The 11,939-nt window shown below is 29.0% G+C and carries 13 protein-coding genes; all 13 read left to right on the top strand.

The features are described 5' to 3' along the window. On the top strand, window positions 1-635 hold a 635-nt coding region (locus FGQ49_RS06195; protein WP_138269001.1), incomplete at its 5' end, for an ion transporter. Window positions 636-737: 102 nt separating this feature from the next. Further along, window positions 738-1,472 carry a GntR family transcriptional regulator gene (locus FGQ49_RS06190; protein WP_138269000.1) on the top strand — a complete coding sequence of 245 codons (735 nt, stop codon included), beginning with the start codon at window positions 738-740 and terminating at the stop codon, window positions 1,470-1,472. Between the two features lie 11 nt (window positions 1,473-1,483). Continuing rightward, window positions 1,484-2,143, top strand: a complete 660-nt coding sequence (locus tag FGQ49_RS06185) for a GyrI-like domain-containing protein (protein WP_138268999.1) — start codon at window positions 1,484-1,486, stop codon at window positions 2,141-2,143. A 141-nt stretch (window positions 2,144-2,284) separates the two neighbouring features. Further along, the gene (locus FGQ49_RS06180; RefSeq protein WP_138268998.1) at window positions 2,285-4,927 is read left to right on the top strand and encodes a hypothetical protein; all 2,643 of its coding nucleotides are present in this window, start codon (window positions 2,285-2,287) and stop codon (window positions 4,925-4,927) included. A gap of 147 nt (window positions 4,928-5,074) precedes the next feature. Further along, complete coding sequence (locus FGQ49_RS06175) at window positions 5,075-5,980, top strand: damage-control phosphatase ARMT1 family protein (RefSeq protein WP_138268997.1); 906 nt, start codon at window positions 5,075-5,077, stop codon at window positions 5,978-5,980. Continuing rightward, complete coding sequence (gene hxlB, locus FGQ49_RS06170; RefSeq protein ID WP_138268996.1) at window positions 5,980-6,525, top strand: 6-phospho-3-hexuloisomerase; 546 nt, start codon at window positions 5,980-5,982, stop codon at window positions 6,523-6,525. Before FGQ49_RS06175 ends, hxlB begins: the two co-directional genes overlap by 1 nt. Window positions 6,526-6,684: 159 nt before the next feature. After that, entirely contained in the window at window positions 6,685-7,131 is a 447-nt protein-coding gene (locus tag FGQ49_RS06165) for an NfeD family protein (RefSeq protein WP_138268995.1), read from the top strand. 13 nt (window positions 7,132-7,144) lie between these two features. Then, window positions 7,145-8,086: an SPFH domain-containing protein gene (locus FGQ49_RS06160; RefSeq protein WP_138268994.1), complete on the top strand. Its 942-nt coding sequence runs from the start codon at window positions 7,145-7,147 to the stop codon at window positions 8,084-8,086. A gap of 19 nt (window positions 8,087-8,105) precedes the next feature. Further along, window positions 8,106-8,528: a type II 3-dehydroquinate dehydratase gene (locus FGQ49_RS06155; RefSeq protein WP_138268993.1), complete on the top strand. Its 423-nt coding sequence runs from the start codon at window positions 8,106-8,108 to the stop codon at window positions 8,526-8,528. Window positions 8,529-8,684: 156 nt separating this feature from the next. Beyond that, complete coding sequence (locus FGQ49_RS06150; protein WP_138268992.1) at window positions 8,685-10,028, top strand: NCS2 family permease; 1,344 nt, start codon at window positions 8,685-8,687, stop codon at window positions 10,026-10,028. A 342-nt stretch (window positions 10,029-10,370) separates the two neighbouring features. After that, window positions 10,371-10,715, top strand: coding sequence for an STAS domain-containing protein (locus tag FGQ49_RS06145; RefSeq protein WP_138268991.1), 345 nt, complete (start codon window positions 10,371-10,373; stop codon window positions 10,713-10,715). Further along, on the top strand, window positions 10,702-11,163 hold the full coding sequence (spoIIAB, locus tag FGQ49_RS06140) for an anti-sigma F factor (RefSeq protein ID WP_138268990.1): 462 nt from the start codon (window positions 10,702-10,704) through the stop codon (window positions 11,161-11,163). Before FGQ49_RS06145 ends, spoIIAB begins: the two co-directional genes overlap by 14 nt. Then, the gene (locus FGQ49_RS06135; RefSeq protein ID WP_138268989.1) at window positions 11,156-11,908 is read left to right on the top strand and encodes a sigma-70 family RNA polymerase sigma factor; all 753 of its coding nucleotides are present in this window, start codon (window positions 11,156-11,158) and stop codon (window positions 11,906-11,908) included. Before spoIIAB ends, FGQ49_RS06135 begins: the two co-directional genes overlap by 8 nt. The last annotated feature ends 31 nt before the right edge of the window (window positions 11,909-11,939 follow it).

Here is an 11,939-nt window from a genome sequence, read left to right as displayed (position 1 = left end):
GTTTAGTAATAATACTTTCAATGATACCGTTATGTTTTAAAACAAATAATAAAGTTTTTTATGTTATTGATATCATTTGTTTTATTGTATTTTTTATAGATTATGTTTTAAGGTTTATAACTGCAGATTATAAGCTTGAAAAAGGTAAATTATCGTTTATACTTTATCCTTTTACATTTTTGGCAATAATTGATTTGATTTCAATGCTTCCTGTACTGTACTTATTAAATGATTCGTTAAAGATGTTTAGGTTGTTTAGAATATTTAAAACTTGTACTTTGCTTAGAAGTTTTAGATATTCAAAAAATATAAAAATCGTATTTAATGCAGTAAAAAAAGAAAAAGATATATTAACTTCTATTTTATTTTTTGCCTTTGGATATATATTGTTTTCTGCTTTTTTTATGTTTAACGTTGAACCGGGTACTTTTGATAATTTTTTTGAAGCAATATATTGGGCAACTTCTGCTCTTACAACAATAGGTTATGGAGATATTTATCCTGTTACTTTTTTAGGAAGAATTGTAAGTATTATTTCTTCGTTTTTCGGTATTGCAATAATAGCCTTGCCGTCAGGAATTATAACGGCAGCATTCATTAATGAATTTATGCACCAAAAGGGAAGTGATGAGTAATTTAACTTTTTTAAAATAATAAGCATTTTGATTTTATTTATCTTTTATGTTATATTAAAATTAATAACTGGTTATAACGGGTTATAATGAGAGGTGAACATTATGAATAACATTATAGATAGAAATGATCCCAAACCTTTGTATCTTCAACTTGAAGAATTAATAAGAGGGAATATTGAAAAAGGAATATGGAAAGTAAATACAAAAGTTCCGTCAGAAGCAGAACTTATGAAAGAATATGATTTAAGTAGAATTACCGTAAGAAATGCCTGTAATCACCTTGTCAAAGAAGGTGTTTTATATAGGGTTACGGGGAAAGGTACTTTTGTTGCAAACCCAAAAATAATGACTACATCTCTTGCATACATGGGTTTTAGAGAACAGCTTGAACGAATGGGGTATAAGACAACAACAAAACTACTAAACAAAGAAATAATAAAAGCGGGAATAAACATTGCATCTCACCTAGGAATAAAAGAAAATGATGACGTTATATTTATAAAAAGGCTTCGTCTTGCCGAAGGTGAACCTATAAGTCTTCACTATTCATATTTGCCTTATAATAAATTTAAAGAAATATGGGAATGTGATGAACTGGAAAGTAAACAGCTTTGTGTTTTAATAGAAGAAAAGTACGAAATAAAACCAAATAAAGTTTTGGAAACATTGGAATCAATGACCTCTACCGAAGATGTAAGCGCAATTTTTGAAACAGGAAGCGGATATCCTCTTTTAATTCTTGAAGATGTAATGTATGATGCCTTTAAAAAGCCTTATGAATACTCAAAAGTAATATTCAGAGGCGATAAGGTTAAACTTAGATATGAATTTTTATAAGGAGTGTACTGATGAAAAGTGATTTTAAACTTGATTATAAAAAGGAATATAAAGATTTATATATGCCAAAGAAAACTCCAAGTATTATAGAAGTTCCCAAAATGAATTTTATAATGGTAAAAGGTAAGGGTAATCCAAACACTTCAATAGAATATAAAAATGCAATGGAAATTCTTTATGGTCTTTCTTTTACAATAAAGATGAGTAAAATGAGTAAAGATCCTTTAGATAAAATAGATGGATATTTTGAATATGTCGTTCCGCCTCTTGAAGGTTTTTGGTGGGTTGAAGATGAGTATTTTGACGGATTAAATATAACGAATAAAGATGATTTATGTTGGTATTCAATGATACGACAACCTGAATTTGTTACAAAAGAAGTCTTTGGAAGAGCTAAAGAAAAATTTAAGAAGAAAAATAATGATGTTGATTTTTCAAATACATTTTTTAAGGAAATAGAAGAAGGCTTATGCGTTCAAATTATGCATATGGGTTCTTATGATGATGAGGGTGTTTCAATTGAAAAAATGAATTCGTTTATTGAAAAAGAAGGGTATAAAAACGATTTTTCAAAAGAAAGATTACACCATGAAATATATTTATCTGATCCAAGAAGAGTAAAAAACATAGATAATTTAAAAACGGTAATTCGCCATCCAATAAAAAAATAAAACGTCCAAAAAACGGACGTTTTTTTTATAAAAACTAAAGAAAAAATTAATAATTTTATAATTTGTTAGTATATAATATTCCTTTTATTTTGTTTAATTTTGTGATATCATTAAAAGGAATGAAAATAAGGTAGGAATTATATGAAAAAGAAAATATTAACTTTTTTTATGACATTATTAATATTAATAACAAACCTTTCTACTCCGGTATTTGGGTTTAATTCCTATGAGGAATATTATAATACAACATATCTATATAGTTTAAAAATTCCTAAAGATGTAAAAAACGTTGTAATGGATAGTAATTTGTCTGTTGTAACAATCCCTTATGAAGATCAAATAAGACTTGAAATTCACGTCGAAAAAGTTGAAGATTTTATAGGTGAAGATGTACTTGAAAAAAATAACATCAAAGATCCTGATAAGATTAATATAAAAAGTGATATTTTAGAAAACACATATGGCAATGATTCATATATGCAGCAAAATGCAGTAAACATTGCAAAGAAATTCACCTCTTCACCAACCGTAACAAAAGTTGAAAATTGCAAAATAGACAGAAGAAACGGATATAAGATATATTATAATTCAAAGCTTACCGGTGCTGATGGAGAAGATTTAACTGGACACGGAATGATTTTGTTTACCATTGATCATGGGGATGTATATTATTTCGTTTTTACCGATAATTCTTTAAGAGAAGAAAATATAGATGATTATGACTTTTTTGATAAAGCGATAAATTCAATAAATCTTGAAGACTTTGATTATACACCGTTTATTCTAATTGGAATATTATGTGCTATTTTGTATGTTCTTTTAATGACATTATATTTAAAAGCTGAAAGAAGAGCAGAACAAAGAAAAGAACGTAGAAGAAGAGAAAAGGAACTTAAAAAGAAAAGGGCTCTTGGGTTGGAACCTATAAGCCATGATGACGATTATGAATATTATGACGAAATTGTTATTGAAGAAGCTGGTGAAGAGGAAGAAGTTGACGGAGAGAATGTATTTACAGTAGAACAAATCATGAAATTATATCCAAGCTTAAAGGATATCAAAATTGTACCAAAAGAAAATGGTACGGCAGATATTGTTTCTAATGGTGAATTAAACGGAAATATTATAGATTATAAAGAAATAGAAGAAGATTTAGATAATAAGATAAAATCTTCCAGTGAAGAAAATAAAAAAGAAGAAAGCGAAAATGTCAATATCGGTAATGTAGCCGCAATGACGAGAATTAAAGACGAAAACGAATTTTACGAATTTGAAAATGAAAACGACGTAAAAGAAGAAATCGGCTTTGAACTTGTAAATAATTCAGAAAATCATGTAAGCAAAGCAACATTAATTGATCAAGATTATGACAATGATGAAGAAAGCTTTGTATTTGAAGATGTTGATGAAGAATTATATGAAGCAAAGAGGGATAAAAATCTAAACTTAGCTTTTGAACAGTCAAGCAAAAATGAAGCTTTTAATGTTGAAGAGTTTGGAGAAGATATTGAAGATATTACAGATGAAAATACTTCTATAAATGAAGAAGAAATTTTTGAAGATATTTTTGATAATGATAATACTGAAAATATTGACAATACCGATGAAGCTTTGGATGATGTTATTTTAGATGATGTATCAAAAGAAGAAATAGAGTCTATTTATGATGAAATAAATAATGAAAATGAGTTTGAAGAAACCATTAAAGAAATTACAGAAGAAACAGATGAGGATATTGCAGATATTAACGAAGAAGATGTTTTAAACAGCGAAGAAGAAAATCAATATGAAAATGAAGATATATCTCAAGAAGTTGATAGTGAAACAAAAGATGTCCTTGATGAGGATTTAGAAGAAACACAAGAAAGTGATTTAACAAAAGAAGATATATCAAAAGAAGAAAATTCTGATGATTTAAAACATGATGAACAAGACACTACTTTAGAAAATGAGGATAATAATGAAACTTCTTATGAAGAGGAAAATCCTTTAATCGATGAACAAGATGATCAAAAATTGAATACTGAAGATAATGAAGTTTCAGATGAAAATGAAAATGCTCATGAAGATGTTTTAGAAGAAACTACTGATGAATATGTAGAAGAAAACAAGGAAACCAACACAGCAGATGAAAGTGAGTCAGAAGAAAATGACATTAAAGAAAATGATGAAGGTATAGAAGATATCACTGAAAATGAAGCTGTTGAAGAAAATGAAAATACATCATCTAATAAAGAAGAAGTATCAAGTGAAGAAGTAGAAAATACATTAGATGATGAAAGTTACGAAGAAGAGCTTGAAGAATCAGATAAAAATATAGATTCAGATGAAGAAGTATCAAGTGAAGAAGTAGAAAATACATCAGATGATGAAAGTTACGAAGAAGAGCTTGAAGAATCAGATGAAAATATAGTTTCAGATGAAGAAGAAATATCAAGTGAAGAAGTAGAAAATACATCAGATGATGAAAGCACTAATGAAGTAGAACAGCTTGAAGAAGAACAGCAAGTTATTGATAATCAAGAAAATGATATTTCAGACAGCAAAGAAAGTTCAAATGCTGAAACTTCAAGGGAAACATATGAAGAAGAGGAAGAAGAAGTTTCAAGTACTGATAATATAGATTCTTCAGTAGAAGAAGATATTGAAGATATTCAAGATGAACAATCTGAAAATGAACTTGATAGTAAGATAAAAGAAGATATCATTGAATATGATGAAGAAAGAGAAGATATAGAAGATATTGACAGTTCAAAAGACGAAAATAATAAAAAAGAAGATTAAGAGGATACTGTCAGTAAATCAGATAAGAAAGAAAAATAATAACTTGTTATAAAAAGCACGGCTTATTGCCGTGTTTTTTTATTTAATACTATTAATTTATAATTTTTTGTAGTAAAATATATTTGAATTGTTTTTAAGGGGGTAAATATGGCTACAAGTAAAGCTTGTCTTGAGTGTGCAAGAAGGAGATACACAAAATATGCAAATAAGCATATACCTGAAGAAAAAAGAGAAAAATATTTTGAAGAAGTTACAAAGGCAGTGCATGCAGCTTCTTATCAAGAATTGGAATCGGCTTGGGAAAGAGTAACGAGAAAATTTATGAAAACAGACGATATTCATAAAGAATCGAGAGAAAAATTCCAAAAATGTATTTTAGATATGAAAGATGATATCGAAAGTATGTTAAACGAAAGTGATGATGTTATCAATGACGCCATTAAATTTGCCATCGCAGGTAATGTTATTGATTTTGCCACAATGCCGAATTTAACACTTGATGATTTAAAAAGCATTATTAACGATGTAAAAAAATATAAGTTCGATGAAGAACTTTATGAAATTTTTACAAAAGATTTGGAAAATGCAAAGGAAATAGTTATTCTTCTTGATAACGTTGGAGAAGTTGTTTTGGATGCTCTTTTATGTAAGAAATTAAAAGAAGTTTATCCTGATAAACATATTACTGTTGTTCCTGCATCTTATCCTATTTCAAGTGATGCTACACCTAAAGAAGCATACGAAGCCGGAATGGCAGATTATGCGGATATAGTTCCAAACGGAAATGATATCGTAGGTACATATTTACCTAAATGTTCAAAAGAGTGTATTGAAGTACTTGATAAAGCTGACATAATAATTTCAAAAGGTATGGCAAACTTTGAAGTTATGTCGGGAAGTAAGTATAATGTATATTACTTTTTCTTGTGTAAATGCAGATTTTATTGTCAAGCTCTTGACGCTGAATTAATGCAAGAGATGTTTATAAGTGACAGACACTCAAACGTTAAAGACAGAATGGAAAAAACATGGAAGGAATTGGGAAGAATATAATGAATAAAAGAAAACAAGTTGCAAATGAATTAGTTGAATTAATGGAAAAAGTTGATGACAAACAAGTTGAAGAATTTAAAACAATAATTGAAAATTCTAACAGAATTTTTACAGCAGGAATGGGCAGAAGCGGTTTTATGATGAGAGGTTTTGCCATGAGACTTATGCATATGGGATATAAAACATATGTTGTAGGTGAAACAACAACACCTGCTATTTTAGAAGGCGATTTACTTGTTTTAGGTTCAGGTTCAGGTAAAACATCAAGCCTTGTTGCAATGGCAAAAAAAGCAAAAGAAATGGGAGCTAAAATTGCTCTTATTTCTTCAAATGATAAAGAAGGTATTGCAGAAGTTGCAGACTGTATCGTAAAAGTTGAAACACAAGCAAAAGATAAATCAGACAGCGGAAAATCAATACAACCAATGGGAACACTTTTTGAACAAGGTTTATTATTGATTTGTGATTCTGTTATTTTAGATTTAATGGAAGATATTGATACAGACGGAGCTGAAATGTATAAAAACCACGCTAACTTAGAATAATTTATAAGCTGTATTTAAAACGTCTCTATAATTTAGAGGCGTTTTTTTATATCTTTATTAAAACAAGTCAATAATAAAAAGTAAAATATTTATTAAATTTATACTTAATAATAATATTTAAAAAGTAAATATGATATAATAACAAAAAGGAGAAGAAAGATGAACATTACAAACGAAAACATGATTTTAATTTGGCTTATACTTTTGGTTGCCTTTACCGTAGTTGAACTTGCTACAACTCAGCTTGTTTCTATTTGGTTTGCTGGAGGAAGTCTTGTTGCACTTATTTTAAATTTCAGCGGATTTCAAATTGTAACACAAGTTATAGTGTTTTTTATTGTTTCGGTTGTTTTACTGCTTATCACTTATCCTCTATATCATAAATATATAAAAAAGGATATAGTTCATTTAAACGCAAACAGTTTAATTGGAGAAAATGGAGTTGTGATAGTTGAAATAAACAATATGGATGCAGTAGGACAGGTAAAGATAAAAGGACAAGTTTGGTCAGCGAAAAGTTTAAATGGTGAAATAATAAAAGAAAACAAAGAGGTTAAAGTCGAAAAAATAGAAGGTGTACATCTTATTGTAAAAAACATAGACTAAAGGAGGGATAAAAATGTTTGGTTTTATATTATTTGTACTACTTATTATTCTGCTTATGGCACTTCTTATTGCAAACGTCAAAATCGTTGCTCAGTCTTATGCTTATGTTATTGAAAGACTTGGTTCATATTATACAACATGGCAAACGGGACTTCATATTAAAATACCTTTTATCGAGGTTATTGCAAAGAAAGTTTCTTTAAAAGAACAAGTAATTGATTTCCCGCCACAACCGGTTATTACAAAAGATAACGTAACAATGCAGATTGATACTGTTGTTTATTTTCAAATAACAGACCCTAAACTTTATACTTACGGAGTTGAAAGACCAATTCAAGCTATTGAAGTTTTAACTGCAACAACTCTTAGAAATATAATAGGGGAAATGGAACTTGATGAAACATTAACAAGCCGTGACGTTGTAAATTCAAAACTTAGAGTTATTCTTGATGAAGCAACTGACCCTTGGGGAATTAAAGTAAACAGAGTTGAACTTAAAAACATTTTACCGCCAAGAGAAATACAAGACGCAATGGAAAAACAAATGAAAGCAGAAAGAGAAAGAAGAGAAAGTATTCTTAGAGCGGAAGGTGAAAAGAAAAGTGCAATTCTTATAGCAGAAGGTGAAAAAGAAGCTAAAATTCTTAGTGCAGAGGCTGCAAAAGAAGCTGCAATTTTACAAGCTGAAGCAGAAAAACAAAGTAAAATTAAAATTGCAGAAGGGGACGCTGAAGCTGTTATCAGAATTCAACAAGCAAATGCAGAAGGTATCAGAATGATTAACGAAGCAAAAGCAACAAAAGAATATCTTGCTTTAAAATCAATGGATACATTCAGCGAAGTTTCAAAAGGAAGAGCAACAAAGATTATTGTTCCTTCAGAAATTCAAAACTTATCAGGTCTTCTTGCATCACTTAAAGAAACAGTAGACGATGAAAACATTGATAAAAAATAAATAAAATAAGGTGATATGAATGGGAAAAAAAGTTCTTGTAATTAACGGTCCAAATTTGAACATGCTTGGAAGAAGAGAAAAGGATTTTTATGGGAGTGAAAATTATGAGTATCTTTGTGGTATTATAAATAAAAAAGCGAAAGAGCTAGGATATAATGTTGAAATATATCAATCAAACAGTGAAGGAAGCATAATAACAAAAATCCAACAAGCACTGGATGAATTTGATGACATTATCATTAATCCTGCAGCTTATACTCATACATCCGTAGGGATACTTGATGCGTTAAAAATGTTTAAAGGCAAAATAATTGAAGTCCATATAAGTGATATAAGCGAGAGAGAAGAGTTCAGAAAGCTTTCATATGTATCTTATGTGGCAACTGACAGAGTAATAGGAAAAGGCCTTAACGGTTATCTTATTGCTATGGATTTACTATAATTTATGAAAACAGTGCAAGTGCACTGTTTTTTTTGCAAAAAAAATCAAAAAATGTAAAAAAATTGCAACTTTTGTGAAAAAAGCATATTGTAGAGGTGAAGAAAAAGTGTTATAATGGTGGCTCATTAGTATTTATAAATTTTAGGGAGGAACATAATGTTCGAAAAAATATTTAAACTAACCGATAAGGGAACAAATGTTAAAACCGAACTTATTGCAGGTTTAACGACTTTCCTTACTATGGCTTATATTTTAGGTGTTAACCCTGGAATGCTTGCAGAAACGGGAATGAATTTTCAATCTGTATTCTTAGCAACTGCTATCTCTTCCGGTATTGCAAGTATAATTATGGGGTTACTTGCAAATTATCCTATAGGTTTAGCACCGGGGATGGGTGTAAATGCTTTCTTTACATACACGGCTTGTTTGACTTTTGGATATTCTTGGCAAGAAGCTTTGGCTGCTGTTTTGATTTCAGGTATAATTTTCTTGATTATTTCTGTTACAGGAATAAGAAAAGCAATTATAAATTCTATTCCTAAAAATATGAAATTGGCTATTGGTGCAGGTATTGGATTTTTTATTGCTTTTATAGGTTTTAAAAATGCAGGTATAATAGTTTCTGATCCATCTACATATATTGCATTTGGTGATTTAACAAATCCTACCGTACTTCTTGCTTGTTTTGGTTTAATCATAACCGTTGCTTTGCTTTGTAAAGGCGTTAATGCGGCTGTATTTTACGGAATGATTATTACGGCAGTTGTAGGCGTTGTTGCCGGCATATTCGGTGTGAGCGGAATGCCGTCATTACCTCAAGGTATTGTTTCTTTTGATTTTGCAATGCCAACATTTGGTGGATGTTTTGATGGCTTATCTACTTTGTTTACCAAACCGTCATTTATAATGATTATTTTTACATTTTTATTCATTGACTTTTTTGATACGGCAGGTACGTTGGTTGCGGTTGGGAATAAAATTGGTTTGGTTGATGAAAACGGAGAAATGGAAAATGTTGAAAAAGCATTATTATCTGATGCAATCGGTACATGCGTCGGAGCCGTTTTAGGAACATCTACGGTTACATCATTTGTTGAATCCGGTTCAGGTGTTGCCGCAGGAGGAAGAACGGGTTTAACTGCTTGTACAACAGGTGTATTGTTCTTTTTATCCGTTTTGTTTATGCCACTTCTAACTGTTGTTAACTCAATTCAAGTTGGAGAATTATTCTTATCTCCAGTAACAAGTGCACCACTTATCATCGTTGGTGTTTTAATGGCTCAACAATTAAAAGAAATTGAATGGGAAGATATTGCAACTGCTGTTGCTGCATTCTTAACAATTATTACAATGGTTCTTTCTTACTCAATTTCAAATGGTATCGCTGTTGGTTTCCTTTTCTATGCAATATCTAAAGTATTTACAGGTAAAGCAAAAGAAATCAATGCAATTACATGGGTATTACTTGTTATATTTGTAATTTATCTTGCAATACTATAAGGATAATATATAAAAGACAGATACATTGTATCTGTCTTTTTTTATTAAATATAAAAATTATATTTTAGGTAGGATTAGAAAATCTTATAAATTAATTATATTTATATAAAGAAATGAATATATACATTCTTATTTTTAAAAGATTATAATTAATATAGCTAATAAATGATTCAATGATAATATATTAGATTATATAAAGTTTATATTAATATTTTTATTTTAAGCAGGCTATACCTGCTTTTTTTATATTTTTAATATGTACTTTTATTCTTTTTTTCCAAATTTCTACATTCCGATTTTGATAATATCTTGTAGGTGAAAATAATATTGAGAGGTATAAATATGAACTTTGAAATAACAATAAGAAACAATATCCTTATTGTTTCCATTTTGGGAGATTTAGATGATCATGTAACAAATGATATAAGAGAAAATATTGATTATGTATTATGCAAAAAAGAAATAAACCACCTTATTTTTGATTTAAGCAAAGTTACATTTATGGACTCTGCAGGTATAGGGTTATTTATGGGTAGATTTAGACAAATAAAGAAGAGAAATGGAGAATGCGGTATTGTTACAAGAGATGAACAGATAATAAGAATACTTAGAATGTCGGGAATACTTTCAATTTTCGATTTATTTAAAACTTTACAGGAAGGAATAAACAAATATGAAAACAGGTAAAAACATAGAAAACTACTTAAAGGTTCAGTTTAAAAGCATATCAGAAAACGAATCGTTGGCAAGGCTTATTATTTCAAGCTTTATTCTGTCTCTAAATCCATCAATGGAAGAATTAAACGATATAAAAACAAGTGTTTCAGAGGCTGTTACAAATTCTATAATACATGGTTATAACAATAAATCAGATAACCTTATAACAATGGAAGCATATATAAAAGAAAATGAAGTAACAATAAAAATAATAGATAAAGGAATTGGGATAGAGGATATTAAAAAGGCAAAAGAACCTCTTTACACTTCAAAACCGGAGCTTGAAAGGTCTGGGCTTGGATTTACTATTATGGAAAGCTTTATGGATACACTTGAAATAGAATCTATATATGGAGAAGGTACAAGTTTAATTATGAGCAAAAAAATATCTTCAAAGGATACATATCAAAATGAGTAACGAGTCTGTAAAAATAGATTATTTTTCAGATGAAGTAAAAGAACTTATAATAAATGCACAACAAGGTGATAAAAATGCTTTAGAAGAACTTACCATAATAAACACTCCGCTTATTAATTCAATCTTAAAAAGATATTTATCTTATAACGTACAATATGAAGACTTGTTTCAAATAGGAGCAATAGGGCTAATTAAAGCAATAAAGAAATTTGATTTTTCCTTTTGTACAAAGTTTTCTACTTATGCGGTGTATGTAATAAACGGAGAATATAAAAGGTATTTTAGAGATGAAGGAATAATAAAAGTAGCAAGAAATTTAAAAACAATATATCTTAAATCAAGAAAAATAAGAGAAGAATATATAAAATTAAATGGTGAAGAACCTGATGTAAATTATTTAAGTGAAAAAATAGGTGTATCAAAAGAAGATTTAATTATGGCTTTTGAAGCTTGCAGACAGCCTGAATCACTTAATAAAGAACTGACAAACAAAGATAAAACAAAAGTCTTACTTATGGATAAAATTAAAGATGAAAAAGATAATAATGAAATGATTATAGAAAGGCTTGATCTTAAAAACGCAATAATGAGTTTAAATAAAAGAGACAGGCAGATAATTGTTTTAAGGTATTTTAAAAATAAAACACAAACACAAATTGCAGAAATTTTGGGACTTTCTCAAGTTCAGGTATCTAGACTAGAAAAGAAAATAATAGAAAATATGAAAAAAACTTTTGAAAATTAAATTTTTGAAAGTTTTTCTTTTTTTGGGTAAA

The sequence above is a fragment of the Anaerofustis stercorihominis genome, from assembly GCF_005844425.1.
GTDB classification, from domain to species: domain Bacteria; phylum Bacillota; class Clostridia; order Eubacteriales; family Anaerofustaceae; genus Anaerofustis; species Anaerofustis butyriciformans.
This window is presented reverse-complemented; position numbering and strand designations above follow the sequence as displayed.